The sequence below is a fragment of the Caballeronia sp. LZ024 genome (assembly GCF_031451455.1).
Classification (GTDB): Bacteria; Pseudomonadota; Gammaproteobacteria; order Burkholderiales; family Burkholderiaceae; genus Caballeronia; species Caballeronia telluris.
The window spans coordinates 78,965-100,816 of the sequence record NZ_JARUXL010000003.1 but is presented as its reverse complement, the minus strand read 5'-3'; the positions used below and the strand labels follow the sequence as shown (position 1 = coordinate 100,816).

Annotated in this window: 15 protein-coding genes; 6 read left to right on the top strand and 9 right to left on the bottom strand. The window is 58.3% G+C overall.

Translation table 11 applies throughout. The features are described 5' to 3' along the window. Positions 1 to 470: 470 nt before the first annotated feature. Positions 471 to 1,340 (bottom strand): class I SAM-dependent methyltransferase, encoded by an 870-nt coding sequence (locus QCE48_RS18365; protein ID WP_309784307.1) that lies wholly within the window; start codon positions 1,338 to 1,340, stop codon positions 471 to 473. A gap of 459 nt (positions 1,341 to 1,799) precedes the next feature. Here QCE48_RS18365 and QCE48_RS18360 point away from each other — a divergent pair, with 459 nt between their 5' ends. After that, positions 1,800 to 3,221 (top strand): tyrosinase family protein, encoded by a 1,422-nt coding sequence (locus QCE48_RS18360; protein WP_309784306.1) that lies wholly within the window; start codon positions 1,800 to 1,802, stop codon positions 3,219 to 3,221. A 149-nt stretch (positions 3,222 to 3,370) separates the two neighbouring features. Here the strand turns inward: QCE48_RS18360 and QCE48_RS18355 are convergent, their stop codons facing one another. The 6 genes from QCE48_RS18355 to QCE48_RS18330 form a co-directional block, all read right to left on the bottom strand. Continuing rightward, positions 3,371 to 4,453: a hypothetical protein gene (locus tag QCE48_RS18355; protein ID WP_309784305.1), complete on the bottom strand. Its 1,083-nt coding sequence runs from the start codon at positions 4,451 to 4,453 to the stop codon at positions 3,371 to 3,373. Between the two features lie 661 nt (positions 4,454 to 5,114). Further along, the gene (locus QCE48_RS18350; RefSeq protein ID WP_309784304.1) at positions 5,115 to 6,323 is read right to left on the bottom strand and encodes a glycosyltransferase; all 1,209 of its coding nucleotides are present in this window, start codon (positions 6,321 to 6,323) and stop codon (positions 5,115 to 5,117) included. A gap of 94 nt (positions 6,324 to 6,417) precedes the next feature. Next, positions 6,418 to 7,572 (bottom strand): glycosyltransferase family 4 protein, encoded by a 1,155-nt coding sequence (locus QCE48_RS18345; protein WP_309784303.1) that lies wholly within the window; start codon positions 7,570 to 7,572, stop codon positions 6,418 to 6,420. A gap of 91 nt (positions 7,573 to 7,663) precedes the next feature. After that, positions 7,664 to 8,770: a glycosyltransferase family 4 protein gene (locus tag QCE48_RS18340; RefSeq protein WP_309784302.1), complete on the bottom strand. Its 1,107-nt coding sequence runs from the start codon at positions 8,768 to 8,770 to the stop codon at positions 7,664 to 7,666. Positions 8,771 to 8,845: 75 nt separating this feature from the next. After that, a complete protein-coding gene (gene murJ, locus QCE48_RS18335; protein WP_309784301.1) occupies positions 8,846 to 10,225 on the bottom strand; it encodes a lipid II flippase MurJ in 1,380 nt (459 codons plus the stop codon). A gap of 130 nt (positions 10,226 to 10,355) precedes the next feature. Continuing rightward, a complete protein-coding gene (locus tag QCE48_RS18330) occupies positions 10,356 to 12,542 on the bottom strand; it encodes a polysaccharide biosynthesis tyrosine autokinase (RefSeq protein ID WP_309785058.1) in 2,187 nt (728 codons plus the stop codon). Positions 12,543 to 13,262: 720 nt separating this feature from the next. Between QCE48_RS18330 and QCE48_RS18325 the strand changes: the two genes are divergently transcribed. From QCE48_RS18325 to QCE48_RS18315, 3 genes are all read left to right on the top strand, one after another. Then, on the top strand, positions 13,263 to 14,396 hold the full coding sequence (locus QCE48_RS18325; RefSeq protein WP_309784300.1) for a glycosyltransferase: 1,134 nt from the start codon (positions 13,263 to 13,265) through the stop codon (positions 14,394 to 14,396). A gap of 86 nt (positions 14,397 to 14,482) precedes the next feature. Beyond that, positions 14,483 to 15,724 carry a hypothetical protein gene (locus QCE48_RS18320; RefSeq protein WP_309784299.1) on the top strand — a complete coding sequence of 414 codons (1,242 nt, stop codon included), beginning with the start codon at positions 14,483 to 14,485 and terminating at the stop codon, positions 15,722 to 15,724. A 40-nt stretch (positions 15,725 to 15,764) separates the two neighbouring features. Beyond that, complete coding sequence (locus QCE48_RS18315) at positions 15,765 to 16,775, top strand: glycosyltransferase family A protein (RefSeq protein WP_309784298.1); 1,011 nt, start codon at positions 15,765 to 15,767, stop codon at positions 16,773 to 16,775. Between the two features lie 423 nt (positions 16,776 to 17,198). Here the strand turns inward: QCE48_RS18315 and QCE48_RS18310 are convergent, their stop codons facing one another. After that, positions 17,199 to 18,215, bottom strand: coding sequence for a hypothetical protein (locus QCE48_RS18310; protein ID WP_309784296.1), 1,017 nt, complete (start codon positions 18,213 to 18,215; stop codon positions 17,199 to 17,201). 647 nt (positions 18,216 to 18,862) lie between these two features. Between QCE48_RS18310 and QCE48_RS18305 the strand changes: the two genes are divergently transcribed. Together QCE48_RS18305 and QCE48_RS18300 are read left to right on the top strand one after the other, a co-directional pair. Continuing rightward, positions 18,863 to 19,807 (top strand): GNAT family N-acetyltransferase, encoded by a 945-nt coding sequence (locus QCE48_RS18305; RefSeq protein ID WP_309784294.1) that lies wholly within the window; start codon positions 18,863 to 18,865, stop codon positions 19,805 to 19,807. 83 nt (positions 19,808 to 19,890) lie between these two features. Beyond that, positions 19,891 to 21,057, top strand: a complete 1,167-nt coding sequence (locus QCE48_RS18300) for a GNAT family N-acetyltransferase (RefSeq protein WP_309784293.1) — start codon at positions 19,891 to 19,893, stop codon at positions 21,055 to 21,057. A 73-nt stretch (positions 21,058 to 21,130) separates the two neighbouring features. Here the strand turns inward: QCE48_RS18300 and QCE48_RS18295 are convergent, their stop codons facing one another. Continuing rightward, entirely contained in the window at positions 21,131 to 21,823 is a 693-nt protein-coding gene (locus QCE48_RS18295) for a FadR/GntR family transcriptional regulator (RefSeq protein ID WP_309784290.1), read from the bottom strand. Positions 21,824 to 21,852: the final 29 nt, after the last annotated feature.

Below are 21,852 nucleotides of genomic sequence, written 5' to 3'. Positions count from 1 at the left end.
CTCAGAAAATAGCTAACCGCGTAAGCTGCTGTCAAGCAAATGCGCCGTGTCTCCTGGGCCGTCAAACAAGGCTTCGCGGGGCTTTGTCGCTTTGCCGGAGAGCGTTTGCGGCGGCGTCTCGGGATATACCCGAAGCGGCTTCCGTCGAACTTGTTTAACTTCTTTTGGCGCTTGTTCTGGCCGATGGCGAGGTCGATCGGGCGCCGCGTTCCTGAATTGTGGAGCGGGCAGGCAGGGTTTTGAAAGAGGGGAAACTGGGTGTTGGCCTGCGGCGCGTTGCAGTCCGAGGCGGTCGCACGGGGTCAAAGTGTGGCGATGAAGGGAAGCGGCGGCCCCAACCGAAGCCAAGTTCGACGCGCGGCGCAGCTTAATCCACCGGTGCCGGGTTTGTCGCCACGGTCTTTAGCGTTTTATATATCGTGCGCGGCAAGTCGTATTGCGCCGCGCACGACATCCGACGGGTTTCGCATTTACCCCTGCCGAACACTGTTCCAGATGATCACGTCCTGTTGCGCTTCGGTGCCGTAACCGATCTCGTCCGAGGCGTAAGGCATGGAAACGGCGAATTGCCTCGTCAGCATCTTCGATTGATCGAACACATGCGCGCAGACAGGATAGATATAGACCACCGTCATTTCTTCGATGGTGCCGTCCGCGAGCCCCTTCTCGAGGTTGTGCAGGAGCGTCGTCATGAGCGCGGCGCCGAACGGATTGAACAGGAAGATGACGAGCCTGCCCTTCGAGAACTTGAGTTCGAGCGCATTCTCCACGAATGCGCGCATCGGTGTTCTCTGGGGAAACCGGCGCGCCACGATCGCTGCGTTGCTGTTCGCGATCTCGACCAGCGGCGCGGCGAGATCGTAGCCGAGGACCGCTTCAAAGGGAAACTCGGTGGCAACGATCATCGGCCGTCCCTTGCCGCAGCCAATGTCGATGAACGTCCGCCCTCGGACGTCCCCGACCTGCTCCAGTGCGCGACGCACGATGCTCGGTTGCGATCCCATATAGGGCAGGTTTCCCGCTCCAACGCCCGTGCCGCTGAGCGACTCCGGCGGATAGATTCCGCCTGTATCGGTGCCGAGCTTCCGGTCGATGGGATGCGTGCGATAGCATCCGCTATACACCACACGCAACACAGGAATGCGTTCGCCGAGGCGACGAATCACCGGTACGAACAACAGCGTTTGCGCCCAGTCGGGCAATGCTGCGACAGCGGCGATCAACGGCCACTTTATCTTGCGCTTGACCCGCGTCTTGAAGCTCGAGATCGTCGTCGTATTCATGGAATGCCCCATTGAACTTACGGCTGGTATGCGACTGGGTTGAGCGTTTTCATACACAAACGGGCATCGCCTTCGATACTGCAGACGTTTGCACATCGACGCATCGGCGAAGGCTCCCTTCGAACGACACGGACTCAGAGACAAGCATCGATGGAACGGCCGCTTATGCTCGCACGTTACCTGAACCATCTGCTCTTTGTAGGATGGTCGAAAGCGTAAGCAAGACGAGTCTTTATAGCGTTCAAACTAATGGTTGAATGTGTCCATGCGCACATAGCGCTCAAGTGAATGTGGATACGCTGTCACCACCCTGGGTTGATGTGACCTCGAGTCTCTTCTAAAGCAGATTCCCCGGCCATCAGCAAACGTTTGCCTTTCGGCCGATCCCTTACTTGATCTTCCCGGGCTTACGATTCGAATTGGCGTAAGACGAATCAAAAGAAATGCCAACGCGTTCTGCGCCAGCGATGAATTGCTGACTCAACCTGAAAAGGACATCTCCTCCTTGGGGGCTCCATGACACTAACCAAGAACGGCCGGCGGGACTTCCTAAAGGAATCGGCCGCCGCAGTGGCAATGCTGACTCTTCCGATCACTTCAGAGGCAGCAACCGTCAAGCGGCTTGAATGGCAAGATTTCAAAACGACTGTGCACTTCGCGTCCTTCCTGAATGCCGTGCGCATCATGAGAGCGAATACCAACGCGAACTCGCCGGCGTCGTGGCAATTCTGGGTCAACGCCCATGTCAATTATTGCCCGCATGGCATCCCCTATTTTCTCGCCTGGCATCGCGGCTATATCTACTACTTCGAGCAACAGTTGCGGAGCGTGTCCGGTGACAACAAATTGACGCTGCCCTATTGGGACTATTACGCCAATCCGAACATTCCAAGCGACTTCACCGATCTTGCAAGCGGCAATCCGCTCTACGTGTCTCGTACTGGCACGAATGTCTACAACGCGCTGTCGCTGGCCCCTTTTGCAAAGACCGTCAAAAACTTCCAGCGCGGCACGGCGAACTCGTTCGAGGCTTCGCTTGAAGATGCGCCGCACAATCCGGTGCATGACTTGATCGGCGGCTACATGGCCGACATGGTTTCGCCGATGGATCCAATCTTTTACCTGCATCACTCGAACATCGACCGTCTCTGGCGCGCGTGGTCGCTTACCGGCGGCACCATGCCTGCGCGGAACAACCGATACTGGAATGGAAGCTTCACTTACGCTTCGAACCTCACTATCGCCAGGACGCAAACATATGATACGACGGGCCTCGGCTATGACTATTCGAATCTTACCCGCCCGACCACCTTGCCTCCGCAGGCCGATGCTGGCCGCATCGTGCGTGTTCAGGCTCAGGTTGCTCCGCTCGTGAGCCGGCCGCCGCTGACTGCGCTCACGACCTCGCCGGCCAAATCGATCGCCGCCAACCGGCGCTCGCTCGGAGGCGTCAAGAACCTCAACATTGCCGAGAACTCGGTGAGCATCGCGTTGCCTGTGCAGGCGGCCGACACCACGAGGCTAAGAGGACTGGTGGCGGCAGCACCCGCAGCAGCGGCGACGACGGAAGCGGCCCCTTCGTCGGCGACGGTGATCAATGTCGTAATGGATGGCTTGTCCGTCACCGGATTGGGCAAGAAAGGCGGCTACTTTTATAACGTGTATCTGAACTTGCCGGCCGGACCGCTTCCGGATACCAATCTGTCGAAGTACTTTCTGGGCACGCTTGGCCCGTTCGAGATCGCGGGGGCAACACATCACGGCGGTAGCGAAATCAAGTTCCGCGCCAACGAAGTGCTCGCGAATCTCGGTGTACCGGCCACGGCGCAGATGGTCGTCACGCTGGTCCGCGTGAGCGGCAACAACGCGCCGAAGGGCAAGGTCATCGGCGTGGCCGAAGTTCGGCTCGAAACAGAAGTGCCGACTGACGACGAGTAAACTGCCGCACGCGCAAAGCACGCAGACATAAAAAACGGCGCATCACGCTTGATTAGCGTAGATGCGCCGACAACTTTCGTTTTCTCTCAAGGCGCGCGGTGCAAAAGGATCAGGAACGATTGCTTCTCACCGCGCTGTAGGTCGCCCGATTACCGATACGTCTGGCAGCCCGACGTGCAGGTGTTGTTCTGATACTGCGCTGCACCGGCCGTCGCACGTTGCCAGATCGCGCTGGGCAGACCCGGGCGTTGGAACGCCGCGGAATCGCTGACACCAGAAACCGTGTTGTTACGCACGATGTTCGTCGAATAGTTCGCGTTGCCAGCAACGCCGCCCGTCAACATGACCGAATTGTTCATGTCCGGCGCGCCATAACCGTGGACGGCAGTCAGGGTGTTGTATTCGATGATGTTTCCGCCGGTATTCTGCTTGGCGTTGTCGTTCTCCACTCCCATTGCGCAATCGATCAGCTTGTTGTGACCCATGTAGCCGTTTCGGTGCGCAACGAACGCCGGACCATAGTAGCCACAGCTCTGGAACGTGTTGTATTCGACGCGGTCGCCGCTACCGCCGTCCACCGTACCGTAGGTCTGGAAGGCTGTTTGTCCAAAGAACTGCTTGAACGTGTTTCCGGCGAGGAAGAAGTTGCTGACGCGATCGCCCGTCTGGACGGCAATGTTCCAGTGACGGTCGTCATTGTTGTAGTACTTCGGCGCTACCGAATTGGCACCGATAAATGTGCAGTTCACAATGCTGTCGCCGCTAAGCGATGCGCCCGAAGGTGAAAACACACGGAAGATATTTCCCGCATACGGGTTCGTCTGTTTGATAACAGCGCCAGCGCCACATTCGATATGTCTATAGCTGGTCGTGATATTGACGGTCTTATTGATCAAGCACGTCTTTGCAGCGGGGACTTTTACGTCTCCGGCATTGACTGCGGCCTGAAAGGCTTTGGAGTCGTCCGTCACGCCGTCGCATTTTGCGCCGTATTGTTGCGGATTGATCGGATTAACAAGAGTTGGTGCCGTAAAGGGCTGAGTGGAGGTCGCAGCGGCTTTCGTCGCTTTAACCGTTGCGTCGGCTGCGTCGCTTGCGCCGCTGTCGCCGCCGCACGCGGAGAGCGTGAGACTGGCAGCGAGCGCCAGACCTACCGACAAAAGACCAGTGCTTTTTGAGGAACGGGATGGAAGGATTGAGCTATAGAGGGAATTAAGCAGATGAATGCGCATGATAAAAACAAGACTCGTTAAGGCCGAAAAAACAAAGCTGTCCTCATTACTTGTATGAAGAAATGGCGCTCAAACGTTTGCGCGTGACACTTTGCAACGAAGCCCGAGAATAACCGCTCTCAATTGTAGTAACGTATGATCTTTGTAACACTTCGAAACGGTTTGTATGAGTACTTGACCTTAGAAAATTTTTCCGAATCGCAAACTAGGCATCAGTACTATTTACCAACGCATCATTGATAGTGAGTGCTCGGTTTGCGTGTAGATGCACGAATTCAGGGGTAAATCGAGGGATGAAAACATCAGAAGAATATACGATCCGGCCGACGGTGAATCGGCCAGATTTGATATTTCGTCTGATTATTTCGGAGTTGCGGGGAGTGTAGCGGGACGGAGGAGAACGGCCGCACGGAGGGGCCGATGTAACGGACGATTACCGCTTGAAATAATCGTGATTCGAATCAACGCTGCGCAGATTGTGTTCAATCTGCGTCACAGTCGTTCGAATTTCGAATTAATTTTGTTTCTATAAATGCGCAATTCGATTATTGATTAACCATGCCCCACTGATAATGCCACGCGCGTCGAGTCTATTTATTCGTCCATTCCTCAATGGAGCCATGGACATCAAAATGATCGTGACCCGACTTAAAGCCTCGATCTAATACTCGCCAGTTGAATGACCTTGCATCGCAGACTTGGTTTTAAATAAGCGGCGCACACGCTCGTACGCGCTTTCATAAGTCCGCCAGCTCGTGTCGATCGAGAAATGTGTTTGCATGCGCTGACGCGCCTTCATGCCGAGCTCGAGGCGAGCTTCATCGCTCAGGCCGAGCAATGCGATCAGTCCCGACGCCAGCGCATCGGCGTCCTCCTTGGCAACGAGCTTTCCCGTCGCGCCGATCAGCGTCGCGGTATCGCCCACGTCGGTCGCCACGCATGGAACGCCGCAAGCCATCGCCTCGCCGACAACCGTCGGCAGTCCCTCGCTACGGGAAGAAAGGCAAAAGATATCGAAGAACGGGATCAGTCGATGAACATCGTCCCGCGCGCCAAGAAGATGACACACGTCCGCCACCTTCGCCTTGCGAATCAGCGATGTGAGCTCGACGTTTGTCGCATCGAGCCCTTTTCCTATCATCACATAGTGGCAATGCGGGAATGCGCGAGATGTCTTGCCGATCGCCGCGATGAAATTTTCATGGTCCTTGGCCGGATCGACGCGCCCCACTATGCCGACGATAGGCGTATCGGCAGCCACGCCAAGAAGTGCTCGCAAGGGATCGCGCTGGCGCGCCTGCGGCCTGAAGAGTTCCAGATCAAAGCCGTTCAGGATGACCTGCATGCGCGGTGCGCAGTAGCCTCCTGCGCTGTGAGTACGTTTGGCCGCCTCTGCGCAGCACACGATCAAATCCGGAACATATCGTGAAAGCACGGCGCATGTTTTTGCAATCAGCGCTAGTTTTTTGTTTGCGCTAAAGGGCGGAAATTCGGTCTGATGCACGCCCCATGCGAGCGTCAGGCGTTTAGCGTCGACGCCGCGCCACCTGACGATCCATCGTGCCATGCAGGCGGCGATCCCGCCGAACAGATCGGCGTGATACATCCAGGTTTGCACGACGTCCGGACGATAAGCCAGGATCCATTGCACGAGTTTGAAGAGCAGGAAGGGATTGGGCGCACTGCGGGACATGCCCAGAATCTTGACCTCGACGCCCAGCGCCCTGATTCGATCTCCTAGCATGTCAACCGACGATAACGAGATCACCGTGTGCTGAACGCCCTCACGCTGGGATGTCTTGATGAGGCGGTACAGCATCATTTCCGCCCCGCCCACGCTAAGCCCCGAAGTGATGTGGACTATTCTCATGAACGGTTGGCCCGGGTAAAAAACAGTTAGTCGGAGTCGGTCTAAGGAGAGAAACACAACACATACCGAGGCGCACCACGCGTCGACCGAGTGTTCAGTTCGCGTGAGCGCCGAGTTCTCGATAGACCGCCAGCGTCTTCCCAAGCACGATGTTCTCGTCGAATTCGCTCAAGACCTTTTTCCTCGCGGCGAGGCCCAGCTTTATGCCGAGCGCGCGGTCATCGTCCAGTAGCCGAATCGCATCGGCGAGCGCGCTGCTGTCGCGAGCAGGGATCAAAATGCCGTCGTCGCCATTGCGACTGACGACCTCCCTGCAACCAGGAGCATCCGTCGTGATGAGCGGGAGGGCGCACGCCGCGCCCTCGATCAAGGTAGTCGGCAGGCCTTCCCGGTAGTAGCTCGGCAAGACGACGACGTCCATCGTCGACAACAAGCCGGGCATGTCGCTCACGTGACCGAGCCATTCGACGAGTCCCTCGCGAACCCAGCCTTCTATTAGCGACTTGTCGACAGCGGCGGGATTGCCTTCGTCCGGCGCACCGGCGAGGAAGAACTTCACCGAGCGGCTCTCTCCCTTCAAGCGACGCGCGGCTTCGACATACTCGGCAATACCCTTCTCCCAGATCAGCCGGGCGGCAAGCAGGATGCGCAGCGGGGCGCGCTGGCCGGCGTCGGCCGGGGGACGCGGAATATAGCGCAAGCAATTGACCCCCGCGCCCTTGATGAGACGTATCGATCGCTCGTCCGCTAAGCCCGCCTGCTTGAAGAGCGCGATGTCGTCGGAGTTCTGCAGGATGATGGCCGTTCTGCGACCGTTGAATGCAGAACGCATGACGAGTCTGACCAGCGGGCGAAGCAGGCGCGCACGCAATTCCTGACTGGTGAATACGTATCCCATGCCATCCACCGCATTGATCCGGATCGGCACGCCCGCTAGCTTTCCCGCAAGCGAGCCGTACACAGCGCCCTTAATGGTGAAACCGTGCACGAGCGCCGGCTTCTCCCTCTGAAAGAAACGCGCGAGCCAAAGGACGAGACTGGCTTCTCGCCACGGATTCACGCTGCGGCGGTTCATCGGCATGACATGCCATCTGAAACCCAGTTCTTGCAGCTTGGCGCCATACTTTCCCTCAGGGGAAACGAGGATGACCTCGTAACCGTTGTCTCGCAACTTGTTTGCAAGCGCAAGACGAAAGTTGTAGAGATACCAATCGGTATTCGCAAGGAGAATGACTTTTTGCTTGATCATTTGCGCTCTTCCTGATGGCACTGTGTGCACTGGCTGCAGCAAGGGTCGGACTAGCCTGTGCTCGGCCGCGCCCGATACCCGATAACGCGTCTCAACGCACGCGGATTTCCGTGAAAATCCTGTCCCAGATACTCAACACGGATGGGACCGAATAGCGCTCGCGGATCGATGTCGCGCCCTTCTCGCCGAGTTCGGCGCGCAAGCGTTCATCCGATAGCAACCGGCGCAGTGCGGCCGCCATGGCATGCGCATCGTCCGGAGGGATCAGCAACCCGTCCTCACCGCCGCGCATCAGCTCCCTTGGACCGCTGCGGCAGTCGAACGCGACGGCGGGCAGCCCAAGCGCCATTCCTTCCATTAAAGCCATCGGCATCCCTTCGAAACGAGACGAGAGCACAAAGACATTGGCCGCCGCCATTTCCCGCCAAGGCGTGCTGGTCCGGCCCGGCAGGAAGACGCGATCCGTCAAGGACAGTTCGTGGATCAGCTTGGTGAGTTCGCTGCGTTCCGGTCCTTCGCCCCAGATCCACAGGTCCCAGTCCGAGAAATCGCTGGCGAGCGACGCGAATGTCTTGATCAGCAAATCGTATTGTTTCTGCGTATGCAACCGTCCCACGGATATAAGGCGTTTGCGCGCTCCGGGCGACGCTGCCGGGCGGTGCTCCCGAAAGATTTCATTCGCGACCGGATTGGGTATTACGGCGAGGCGCTGCTCGCCGGGAAGCCACTTCCGAAACGGCGCCGCAATATTCTCCGAAAGGAACGTCAACACTTTTGCTTTCGGATAGACGATCCGGCACAACACCTTCCAGAGCATCGAACGTCCGTCCGCCGAGGGATCGTTGTGCTCGCATGCGATGACAGGAATACCAAGTCCGCGGGATGAAACGATCGTGACAATGTTCACGTTGGTCAGCAGCGAGACGATAACGTCCGCTCTCGAATCGCGAAGCAACGCTCTCAGCGTGACGAGACGCTTTAGCAGCGTTAGCGGCCCACGTCCTTTGCGACCGACGAGGTCGGCCAGATAGACCAACCGGACCTTGTCGGACACCGGATAAAAACAGTTGCCGCGCCCGCTGAACGTCGCAACCAACGTCACGGAGTCGCCCCGCTCCGCCCATGAGTTGGCGAGCGTCGACGCGACGCGCTCTGCACCGCCGCTTTCCATCGAATTCACTACGAGGACGATGTTCATCGGATAGTTGTTCTCGTGACAGATCATTGAACCCGCAATGCCGCGGCGCTTCGGGGCACGAATGTGCGCGAAGCGTCAGTCGGGAGTCGCCCCTTCATGAGCGTCGGGCCGCATGCGCAAGAGCACCATGCACACGACGAACGTGCTGGCATACATGATCGCGGTGGATAGCTGAGCGCCGGGTATGCCTAACCTCGGCACGAGAAGACAATTGCCAACGGCTTTCACAATGAAGCCCGCTACCGCGATCTTCGCCATGACGCTGAAGCGCCCCTCGCTCGCAAGCATCTGCGAGCACACGAGCACCGCGAAGTAAAACGGCAGTTGCAGCAGGCCCCAGCGAAATACGCGCGCGACTGCAATCGTGTCGTCCGGTGTGAAGGCACCGCGCTGGAACAGCAAGGCGATCACTCTCGGCGCGGCGACCCACGATACGGCGACGCATACGATGCCCACCCCAAGCGCCACGAATGACCACGTCAATGCGGTTCTGCGGGCGCGCTCATGGTCGCCTTGATGCAATATGTCCGAGAGGATAGGCAACGTTGCCCGCGCTGCGGCCATCGCTCCCATGCCGAGCAACAAGGCAAGCACGCGATTTGCATAGCCAAGCGTACCGTTCGCGCCCTCGCCCAGGTGCGCCATGAAATACTGGTCGAGCGGCGCGCAGAAGCACAGCGCAATTTGCCCGATCATCAGGGTTCTCACCGCGCCGAACGTGCGAATCCATTCGGGCGATCGGAAGGAAAGCTTAAGGCCGCCATGAACGCCGTCCGCGTTTCGAGCAAGCGCACCCAGCCAGAGAGCCTGCACCGCAAGTCCGATCACTGTTCCTATGATCAGCGGGACGACCGATCCGCCGTTGCCCGCTAACAGGACGCAGCACAGGATCGCTGCGGCAGGTACGCCTTCGAGCAGCGTATTGATGTGCCTCTCACGCGCCTGCAGCCGCGCCGCGTAGACGCTCGCCGCCAACATGAGGACGCCCGTCGGTGCCATGCCCAGCATCAATTGGCGACACATCTCTCGGGTCGACGCCGCGAACGTCCCGCCCATGGTGTCCATGAGCAGAGGCCAGAAGAGATAAAGCGCAATCGCAAAGATCACGCCGGTCACGAGCGCCGCCGCCTGCAGTTCGCCGACGAACTGCACCTGCTGCTCCTTGCTCTTCTTGCGCAAATCGACGAAGGCCGGCACCAGCACCACACTCAGCACCGCCAGCACCGTGCCCGGCAACCAGGTCACGAGCGTGACGGTGAACTGATAGGCATCGACGACATTGCTGATGCCGTACTGGTATGCGATTGCGATTTCCTTTAAAGCACCGGCGCATTTTCCGACCAACACGAATGCGGAAATGCGCGCGGCTCCTTTGGCTATTCGCAGATGATCCGGATGAGCTCGAAGCAGCCGGTTTCGCCACTGAGCAATTTGGAACATCAACGCTGTTACCATGAACTCCCGCTCCCCGACAAGGCTCGACGTTGCTGCGACATCCTCGCATGGGTAACGACGCGAGCGCGCGCATCCTGAATAGGCCAAGGGCAGCGCCTGCTGCCACCTGGCTCTTTTGATTCTTGTTCAATCACTGTACGCTGGCGTCGTATTTGTAAGCCGTGTAGGCGTGGCTGCCGTATCGGCTTGCATGCCCATAGTTGGCCCTGCGGAGAGAAAATCCGTTCAGCAACACGCCGCTCACTCGTGCGCCGGTCTGCGCAAAGCGCTTGGTGGACTCTTCTATTTCGCCGATTCTCGTCTGACCAAAGCGCGCGACCAGGAAGATGGATCCGGCGATAGGCGCCATGATTCCCGCATCCGATACTGCCAGCGCGGGTGCCGAATCGATCAAGACGATGTCGTAGTGATTGGATGCTGCGGTCATGAGCGTACTGAAGTTTTTGCCCATGAGCAGCTCCGACGGATTCGACGGATAGAAGCCGGCTTGCAGAAAGTCCAGGTTCGGCTGAATCTGCTTTTGAATCAGCTTGTCGAATGAATCGGGATGGACGAGTGCCTCGGCAAGGCCCGGCGCTAGCGCGCAGCCAAAGCTTGTGTGCAGATGGCCCTTGCGCAGGTCCCCGTCCACGAGCAGGACGCGCTTGCCGCCTGCCGCAAGAATCGTTGCCAGATTCGCCGTGACAAACGACTTGCCGATTTCGGGAAGCGGGCCCGCCAACATGACAATGTTGTTACGGGCGCCAAGGATGGCGAACTGCAACGCAGAGCGGAACGAGCGCAAGCTTTCGACGGTCGGGTCGCCTGGAAAACGCAACGCGAGCAGCCCTTGGCGTTCAGGTTCGGTCTCAGCCTGCTTTTCCAGTTCGCGCTGCTTAGGACTGAGGGGCAGAGTCGCGTAAACCATGAGTCCGGTCTGTGCCTCGATATCTTCGGGCTCGGTCACTCCCGCGAACAGATGGTCGAGCATCAGCGTGACCCCTACGCCGACGAGCACGCCAAGCAGCGCCGAAACCAGCAAGATGAGCGACTTGATCGGGCGGATCGGGTGCTTTGGAATGTCCGACGCGTCGATGAGCTGCGCCGCGCCCACCTTGCCGGCGCGGATCAGCCGCAGTTCCTCGATGTTCTTGCGCAGTTCCGAATAGAGGTCGCTGCTTACGCGGACCTCGCGCATCAGACGAAGAGCGCCCTGCTCGTCCACAGGCAAGGACTTCACGCGCTCGTTGAGGTCGTCGAGATAATTTTGCATGGACGCAATCTGTTCGTCCACGGCGACGATACTCGGGTGCATCGCCCGGAACTTGCTCGAAAGTTCGGAACGGGTTCGTCTGAGCGTGAGCAGTTGGATCTCGGCCTCGGAAGCATTCTTTAGCGCGATGCGGTTCTCTTCGCCTATGTCGAGCAGTGTGTGCGTGTTGCGATATGCGTTATAGCGAGCTTCCGCTTCTTCCATCTGCTGCTTCATTGCCGGCATCTGGCTTTGCAGGAAGTCGAGTGAATTGGCCGCGATGACCGCCTTTCTATCTGCATTCTGGCGAACGTATTCGCGTCCGATCTCGTTGACGGTCGCGCTCACCCTGGCAGGATCGCGGCCTCTCAGGGTCAAGCTTAAGACATTCGATTTTGTGCCCTGCTCGGTGATCTGCAACGCTTTCTGAAGATCGGCAACGACGTCCTGTCGTGACGAACGGACCACGTCGAATGCGGCACCGGGCTTTCCTACGAGCCTGTCGACACGCAATGTGATCACGCCTTGCCTGGTGTCGAAGCGCTCCGTCACGCCGACCTTGCCGGTAACCGGCGCGTCGAGCTGGTCGCCGTCGAGCGAGTAGCGCCCGTCTTCCAGTGCCGTAATGGTCAGACCAGCGCCTTCCATGTCTTTGGGCACATCGAGAGAGGCGATGTCGATCGCTTCGTTTGCCCATGCATAACCGTCCGCCTGGAGGAAATGCGGCCAGGGAAGGCTTTTGTAGTACCGCGCGACCCATGCGCCGATCAACGGGAAGTAGTGCGGCTTCGCGTTGATGTAGAGCTTGAGTGCGTCGACTGCATGCGAAACGATCAGCTTCGAGCCGAGTATCTGCATCTCGCCTTCCGCGGTCGACTTGGCGTCGAAGGAAGGCGAAACGTTGCTCAATATGTCGCGTCCTGTGGACGTGGGCGCCCCGGATGTGTCGTCGACCTTGATGAGAATGTTCGCCTGGTAGACAGGCTCGCTTAGAAATGCGTACAGCCCGCCCAGTGCCATCACCGAGCCGGCTATCGCTGCGATCAACATCCACCGTCTTAATAGTCTGCCTATTAGTAATCCCATTCCCCCTTGATTCGAATTCTCCGTTGTGAGATACGAGGTTTTATTTGCTCGTTTCATTAGCGTCTCGTTGTTGATCGTTCTGCAATATAGGCAGTGCGTGTTCGAGGAGATAAGCAGCTTTTTTGCCGCGCCCTATTTTTAATAAACTGACCAATGCAGACACTTACGCAAAGACGTGCCGTATGAAATCGGAACCGTCTTCAATTTGTCATGCCGTTCGGACTCCAACGGATGGCGTTCCGTATTACCCGGTACGCCGCGATAGCAACACCTTATACGAGCCGTGATATCAAATTTCGGAATTGAAGGTGGCAGTGTGTGCTTTCGCACACTTCCGATCTATTGATGCATGAAGCCACTGCGCAACCTCCATCGAGCGCTCTATAGTGATCGTCGTAAACGCGGTTAGACGGCCGACACCTTTGCGACTAGGATGTCATGGTCCTTAAAAGATCGTTCTCTTAGACTGCGATCCACACGAAATATTGAAGAACAATGGGATTGTGACAACAACAATCCCGGAGACATCCTGTACGTCTTGTAGTACCTGTCGAGGGATGCCTGACGAGGGACACTATGGCGAAATAGTGTCTTCCGTCACTCCTACGGCTCTGTCTTTGCGTTGATGCATGATGGCTCTTGAGGCACCCTGCATGGACTGACGTCCATAGTCGTATCGCACTGCATCTTTTAAAGCTCCTTACGTGACTGACAGAGAACATGCTAAATCTTGCGCTAGGATTTGCCAGTTGCTTCCTCGTGACTTTCTTGATCGTCAGGTACGCCGATGTATTCGGCTCCTTAGCGCTTGACCACGATCTCAAAGGAGTTCAGAAGAATCATTCCGCTCCCGTGCCGCGCGTAGGAGGCATCGCTATCGTTTGCGCGGCCGGCATCACGTTCTCGGTGGGTGCGCTATTCGGAGTCAATCCTCGTGGCGAGCCGGCGCTGCTGCTCTTGAGCGCAGCACCTGTTCTATGCGGCGGCGTCATCGAGGACCTGACGAAGAGCGTCAGCCCTGCAGTGCGCTTACTATGCGGTTTCGCTTCGGCCTTGGCAGGTGCGTACTTCCTTCATGCCGTCGTCGGCCGCATCGACCTGCCGCTAATAGATCAATTCTTGGTGATTACCCCGATTGCAGTTGCGCTTACGCTTCTTACGGTTGCCGGTTTGACTAATGCAATGAATCTTATTGACGGCTTTAATGGCCTCGCCTCGGGAGTTGCGATTCTTGTCTTTGGGTCGCTCGGCTATGTTGCGCACCAGGTCGACGATTGGCTGGTGCTGTCGGTTTCCTTAACGATGATCGGCGCCATCCTCGGCTTTCTGATCTGGAACTATCCGGCAGCGTCGATCTTTCTCGGCGACGGCGGGGCCTACTTCGTCGGCTTCATGATGGCGGAACTCGCCGTGCTGCTCATCGCGCGGCACCCGAACGTATCCGCTTGGTATGCAGCAGTGGTCACGATCTATCCGACCTTCGAAACCATCTTCTCCATCTATCGCAGGCGCATCGTGCGAGGGCGTCCGGCGGGCGATCCGGATGGCATTCACTTGCACACCCTGGTGTTCAAGCGTCTCGTTCGCCACGGAGGCATGCTGCAGACCACGCGTCAGCACTCGCGCAGAAATGCGCGCACCTCGCCGTATCTCTGGATCCTTAGCATGATCGGCATCGTGCCGGCGTCGCTCTTTTGGCATAGCCAGGTCGTCCTCTCGTTGACGGCGCTTTTATTTGTCGCGACTTATGTATGGCTCTATGCGTCCATCGTGCGATTCAAGGCACCGCGTTGGCTCGTCGCGAACGTGAGCGATGAAGTCACGTCCAGGACGGCGGAACAAACCCGGCATTGAGGGCCAGTTCCGGTCTGTGCTCGACGCATCTCTCCATGGGGAATGCAAGCCCGAACTTCGACCGAGATTCCATGGGAGCAGAATGCATGAAGAGCAGATTCGGTGCCGACACCTTTTTCATCTTTATAGCGTTGCTGATTGCGTCGCTCACCAGTCATCGCGCCTACGTGGAGATGGCGGGCATCCTTCTGCTATGGCTGTGCTGTATGGCGGCGAAGGATTCGCGCGAGGTCTTCTTTAGCCCCGCTTACCTGATCTGTACGATCTCGGCAGCCTCGGTGATCACCGCGTGCTATCTGTGGTTTCTGATGACAGCGCATTGGGGCGTGGCGCCCGATCTCGAGAAATCCGCCGGCAACAACTATATGTTTCTGTTACTTGTCGCTCTCTTCGTGGTGTCGCTAAGAGCGCTCATTGCGGCGCGCATCCATCAGGTCGTGACGGCGCTCGGCATGTTACTTGTCTTAAACAGCTCGATTCTTTTCTTGCAGACTGCCGTGCTGATCGCGACGAAGAAGTACATCGATTTCGTCCAGCCGGTCACGGGCGAAGCGTCGCGCTATTTCAACTACGAATCCGTGAATCCGATCTTTGGATTCAGGCCCACAGGTTTGTATGTGGAACCGTCGACGTTCAGCGCGGCGGTGGGCGCTATGGCCGTCGGATACATTCTGTTGAGCCGCGCTCGGGGTTCACAGCCTGCCAAGCTGCCTGTCCTGTTCGCCATCGTGGCGATGCTCATCACGCAATCCGCCGCTGCCGTCGTTCAGGCCGGCGTACTGCTGACAGCGACCATCCTGATTCAGGACAGGAGCATGAAGTTCTGGTGGAGCGTCCTTTTGGCGATGGTGATTGTTGCCTCGCCGGGCCTGATCGCCGCATACCTCGACAGTTTCCTTCTCAAGATCGGCGCCGACTCGGGCATTCGCCTCGCGCTCATGAAATACGCCTATCAAACACGGCACGGCTGGGACTTCGTATTCGGTTATGGGCCTTTTGGTCTTGAGTCGATTCTCTATGGACTCGCATCAGGGTCAGGCAGCCCTCAAGTGTCCTCGCTCAACGACGCCGGCCTGTTCAACTTCTTCATCGTTAAGTACGGTATTGCCGGGGTGCTCATTCCGATCTGGATCTTGTCGAGAATGCGCCGCGACGTTGCAGGCATGCTGTTCTTCGCTTTGCTCATGTCGTCGAAGCTTTCATACATGAACCCTGTTCTCTTCTTAGGCTTGCTGCCTCTCGTGTCTCGTTTCCCGACACCTGCACCGCTTGCCGAGAATGTCCAGATCACGCGACGCCCCAAAACCGCGTCGCCGATGTGGACGTAGACGCGTACCCGATCCGAACGCCACTGTGAATCGACCTGTCATGAACAAGCCGCTGACCATCGTCACGCCCACGTACAACCGCGCGGAGTACCTGCCTCGTCTCTATCGAAGCTTGGTGGCCCAGACGTGTCAAGACTTCGAGTGGCTCGTGGTCGACGATGGCAGCACAGATTCGACGCCGGCGTTGTGCGAGCGACTCTGTGCCGAAGGCTTGATCGACGTGCGCTGTATCAGGAAGGAGAATCACGGAAAGCACACGGCGCTCAATGCCGGCATAGCGGCGACTAGCTCGGCGCTCATGTTCATCGTAGACAGCGACGATTACTTGCTGCCCGATGCGGTGCGGCGGACGCTCGATACCTGGTCATTGTTCGGCAATGATCGCCTCTCCGGTATCTGCTTTCTCCGGGGCATCAGCGAAAGCGTACCGCTCGGCCAGCGGTTTCCTCGAAACGAGGAGATCGCCTCGTACATCGACATGCGGTTCAACCAAGGCGTGTCGGGCGACAAGGCCGAGGTGTATCGCACCGATATCCTCAAGCGTTTCCCGTTTCCCGAGTTCGAAGGCGAGCGGTTCCTGGCGGAAGACGCGGTATGGGCGCAAATCGGGCTGCGGTACAAGATGGTTCATATCAACGAGATCGTCTACATATCGAACTATCTTCCCGGCGGACTCACGCGCGGCGACAACTCGATCAACGTGCGGTCGCCGAATGGCTCAGTGGAAAGCGTGAGGTGGTTTCTGTCGAAGCAGGTTCGACTTAGAGTTCGCGTCCCGATGGCCTGGCGCTACATCGCGTATGGCCTCTTTGCGAGAAGAAGACTGAGCGGCTTGATCAAGGCGAGTGGCGCACCGATGCTGGTGCTGACGCAATTTCCCGTGGGCCTTGCTCTTTATCTATTCTGGACGCGGAAATTCGCGGATCAACTGCGCAGTCACCGTTTCGTTTCTGTCAATGACGAAGCGGCTTCGCACGCATTCAGCGGCGGCAAAACGCATCTGTCAGCGCAACGGAGTGAAAAGCGCCACCTGCACGCTAAACCGGAGTGATGGATTGAACTTTTTACGCGCCAATCAAGGGGTAAAGCCGTTTTCCTTGGCCTCGGACTTGTTGGTCGAAAGACGCGAGCCTTTGCTGGCATTCGGCTCCGATGCAAGCCCGGCCATGCGCGCGGCGTTCGAGCGTCGTTCGTTCCTGCGGTCTGTCTGCCGGCGTCGGAAGACATCGACCACGCCAACGATTGCGAGCGCGATGACAATTAGGAACGCGACAGTACCGATGATCTGTATGAGGGTCATAAATCGTGGTCACGAATAGCAAGTGTGTGAATGAATCCGACTATCGAGTGTCACTGTCTGGTCGCGCCGCACTCATTCAGTGGACTTCGAATCGTTCGCCTTCCGCAGTAGAACGACCAGCTGTCGGGTCATTGCGGCGTAAGGGGCCAATTTCGCCCCTGCGAGAGCGCCCTATCAGTCGATAACAACACATCCTGCAGTGCAATTATTATGCCAATATTGTGCAGCACCCTGCGGCGCCCTTTGATAAATATGGCTGGGCCTGCCGGCGCCGTGAACCCCATCGGCGTCACTCGTGCCTCGCACCGAATTGTAGCGCACGACGTTTGTCGAATAGTCGGCGCCGCCCGCCACGCCTCCCGTCAGCATGGCTGCGCTTTTCATATCCGGCGCCCCATACCCGTGTATGGCGCTGATCGTGTTGTATTCGATCAGATTGCCTCCGCTCAGTTGCGTCGCATTGTCGTTCTCCACGCCGAGCGCGCAATCCACGAGTATGTTGTGGCCGATATAGCCGTTGGTATGGGCGACGAAGACGGGGCCGTAATAGCCGCAACTCTTGAATACGTTATAGGCGATCACGTCTCCGCTTCCGCCATCGACTCTTCCATAGGTCTGGAACATCGATTGGCCGAAGAAGCGGCTGAACGTATTGCCGATCAGCATGAAGCTGCTTACGCGATCCTGCGTCTGCACGGGAATGTTGTAGTGCCTTGCGTCGTCGTCGAAGTATTGCGGGGCGGCTGTATTGGTGCCGACGAAATTGCAGTTGACGATACTGTCGCCCGTCAGAACGTCGCCGGTCCGGGAGAAGACGTTGAATATCCGGCCGCCGGCCTTGCCCGTTTGCGTCAGCGTCGTGCCGGGCGAGCACTCCAGATGCCGATTGCTCACCGTAATCTCGACTGTCGCGTCGATCACGCAAGTCCCGGCGGGCACCTTGACATCGCTCGTATCGACAGCGGCCTGGAACGCGGCCGAATCATCCGTTACGCCATCGCATTTCGCACCGAACGCGAGCGGGCTAACGGGATTGACCAGTGTGGGAATGACGATCTCTGGAGCGGTCAAAGAGGCTGCAGCGGCACGCCTCATGTACGGCCCGTCCTCGCGTTGCGGATAAAAGGCGCTCAGCAGAAATACTGCGGCCACGCCCAGCAGCCCGTATCTAAGAAAGCCGTCTTTATTCAAGGTCCCACCGGATCGTGTTTGCTAAAAACGCGGCGAACGTCAGATTTGAAGTTCGGTCAACGCGATTTCTCAGTCCCGATTCCAGACACCGCAGCAATGACGAAGTGCGGATCTGTCCCCCGCGCCTTCAAGGCGTGCTTGGATAAAACTTCACGCGTTTGTCATGCAAAACCCGCTAATCGTGTCAAATCACTAAACATATTCAAAGTAAGGATTGGAAAGCAATGTACGGCGACGCACGTTTTAGTGATTGTCACCCGGTTATTCTCGAATCGTCGTGGTCGACCTCACATTCGACAGACAAGGCCGTTGCCGAAAGGGACTGGCGTGCGAGTGAACTGTCCGACAACACACCCGGAGACCGGAGACATCTCCTGCTGTGCTTGTCAGCAACGATGCGGGTAGAAGCGAAGTATCTCAGGCATGCCGTACATGTCACGCAGCAGTTTTGCTAATTTCGCACATGAAGATCACCGCTCATCCCTCGCCTGGGGTGCAGCGGCCAGCGTCATGAACTGGTGTGCGGCACAACTCGTCAGCGAAGGCGACACGATATGGTCCAATCTGGTATTCCGCTAGGAACCTCTTTTTTTCCTTTGAATTTCGAAGTCAAGAAATCAGCACGTGAACTGATTGCAGAACCGTCGATGCCCGCAACGTTTGCCGGGCTGACGGAGCGCTCGCTCTTTCATGAACCGTGGTGGCTCGACATCACTACCGGCGGTAACTGGGCGCTCGCCGTCGTGGAGAACGATGGCGAGGTCATCGCGGAGATGCCCTATTCGCTGCATAGAAAGGGGCTTTGGCGCATCTCGACGCAGCCGCCGCTCACCCGCACGCTCGGACCCGTCATCAAGCCGGCGAAGAAACCCACCGATCAGGAATGGCGGCGCCGTATCGGCATCGCCGGCGAGCTGATCGCCAAGCTGCCCTCCTGCGCCGTCGTTCAGCAGACGCTCGATACGCGCATCGCCGAAGCCGTGGCGTTCGCATTGCAGGGCTTCACCGTGTCCGCGAGCTTCACGCTCAAGATTCCGCCGGGCCGCAGCGAGGAGCATGTCTGGACGGACATGCGAGCCAATACGCGCAACGTGATCCGGCGCGCCGCCGAGCGCCTGACCGCGCGGGAAATGCACGACCCCGACCGGTTCGTGGACTTTTACGATGCGAACCTCGAGCGCCGCAAGCGCGGCAACGTCTATGGATCGCGCATGATGCGCGAACTGCTAGGCGAGGTCCTTAAGCGCAAGGCCGGCATGCTGCTAGGCGCGTTCGCAGCCGATGGCTCGCTCGCCGCCGAGATCGCTCTCGTGTGGGACAAGACGACGATGTACTACCTGCTTTCGTCGCGCGCGGAGGACTCGCACAGCGGCTCGATTGCCCTTTTGCTTTGGATCGCTATTCGCGCCGCGCGCGAGCGCGATCTCACGTTCGATTTCGACGGCATTCCGAACATGAATCTGCTGACATTCCTGAGCGGCTTCGGCGGAACGCCGGCGCAAAGACTCATGGTCGAGCGCATCAGGGGCGATTACGCCGTGATGCGCACGATCCGCCGTAGTGCGCGCCGTTATGTAACGGGCGAAGTCTAGGCGACGGGTGCGGTATGAGGGCGCGTTGCGCCCCATTGCAACCCGAATCGCGACAAGAAATCAGTCAGCCGTACGGAGACGATATGAGTCACGCGCAGTCCCGACTGGCAGTGATCACCGAGCCGGATGCATTCCTCGCATTGAAAGACGAATGGGACCGACTGTGGGTCGAAGCGGATGGTCACCATAACCAGGCGTTCCGGTTCTGCTGGCTCGCTTGGAACCACGTTGCAAACCCTCGCGGCCAGCGCCTGCGTTGCATCACGGTCCGCGAGAATGGGCGGCTCACGCTCGTCTGGCCCCTGATCAGTTACCGACGCGGCATCTGGAGAGTGCTGAACACGCTCACGCCCGGCACGGTCGAACAGAGCAGCATGCTGGTCGCAGACGGTCCAGCTGCCGCTGAAGCGATCGCGCAGGCTTGGCACGCTGCAACGCGGCTCTGCGGCGCCGACGTGTTCTTCCTGCCCTTCGTGAGAGCGGGCACAACCTTGCACGACCTGGCATCGGCACACAAGGGGCTCATCGAAGAGAAGCAGAGCGTCTCGTCCGCGGCGCTGTTGCGAAACGAAGTGGACTGGACAACGCTCTGCAAGTCGTTGAACCGGAAGCCAGGCATACGCGAGCGGCGCCTTGGAAGACAGGGAGAACTCGATATCCGCATGCTCGATCTTCCCGATGGTGAATATCAGCAGTCGGTGGACTGGATTCTCTCGTACAAGCGCGATTGGGCTGCACGTGTCGACAAGCGCGGCCCCTGGCTCTATTCGACCGCTTATCGCGACTTCCTCGTCGGACTGCTCGAATCGGCGGGCGGTGAGCCGCTCGCGCGCATCTTCGTGGTCGAACTGGACAGGAAAGTCATCGCCTCCGCGATGCTTGGCGTCGGCCAAGGATGCCACTACTACATGATCGGCTCGTTCGTACCAGAGATGAAACAGTTCAGCCCCGGCACGATCCTTAACGAGTTCGTGATCAGATGGTGTCTGGAACGGCACATGGACATCGATTTCGGCATCGGCACGGAAGAGTTCAAGGCCTACTGGAGCCGCGGAAACGTCAGGCCCACTTCCAGTTTCCAGATCGCCAACACGCTGTGGGGCAAGGTCTATTTCCAGTCGAAGGATGCCGCACGTGCAGTGTCCGGAATCCGTTCGACAAAAGGCAGTGACACGGCCGAAGCGCAGCCCGCAACGCCGCGTGAAGCGGTCCAGGAAAGCGAGACGCCGCCGGTCGAGTCTCGCGGGTGATGGCGTTCACAGCGGCGATTTGTCTAGCAACTTGTCCTCCGGTATCGTTCGCCAAGCGTAGCGCTTGGGAATCTCAGTTGCCGAACATCCGGTCGAGCGCGTTCTGCAGATGAGCGGCCATCGCGCGACCGGCGCGGTCGGCGTCGTGCGCGCGGATCGCTTCGAGCACGTCGAGATGCTCGGCCTGCACGAGCCGCTGTCGTTCGAGCGTCTTTACAAGCGACAGATTGCGCGACAGGTTCATGCTGAACACGACCTGCTCTTCGATGAACGACATCACGGTGATGAAGAACTGGTTGTGCGAGGCGCGCGCAATGGCGAGGTGAAACGCGAAGTCATCTTTCGCGCCGATGCCCTGTGTCTCAATCACGCGTTCCAGCTCGTCCCACGCCGCCTCGATTGCGGCGATGTCGCTCTCGTCGGCCTGGCGGGCGGCAAGCGCGGCAGCGCCCGCCTCGGTGACCACGCGAAATTCGTAGCAGCGGCGGATGTCGGACAGCGTTTCGAGCGGCGCGAAACGGCGCACGTCCGGATCGGGGCGGCGACCGACCGTCGTCCCCGAACCGCGCCGCGTCACGATGATGCCATCGGCCCGAAGACGCGCGAGCGCTTCGCGCACGGTCGGGCGCGAAGTGGAGAAACGCTCGGCGAGCGCGTGCTCGGTCAGGAGCCGGTCGCCTTCCTTGAATTCGCCTTCGATGATGCTGTTGAGGATGTCGCTATAGATGCGGTCGGCCAGACCCGATGTCTTGCGCTCGTCGTTCATGTAGAGGCTTCACGGTATGTCGGCGTAAA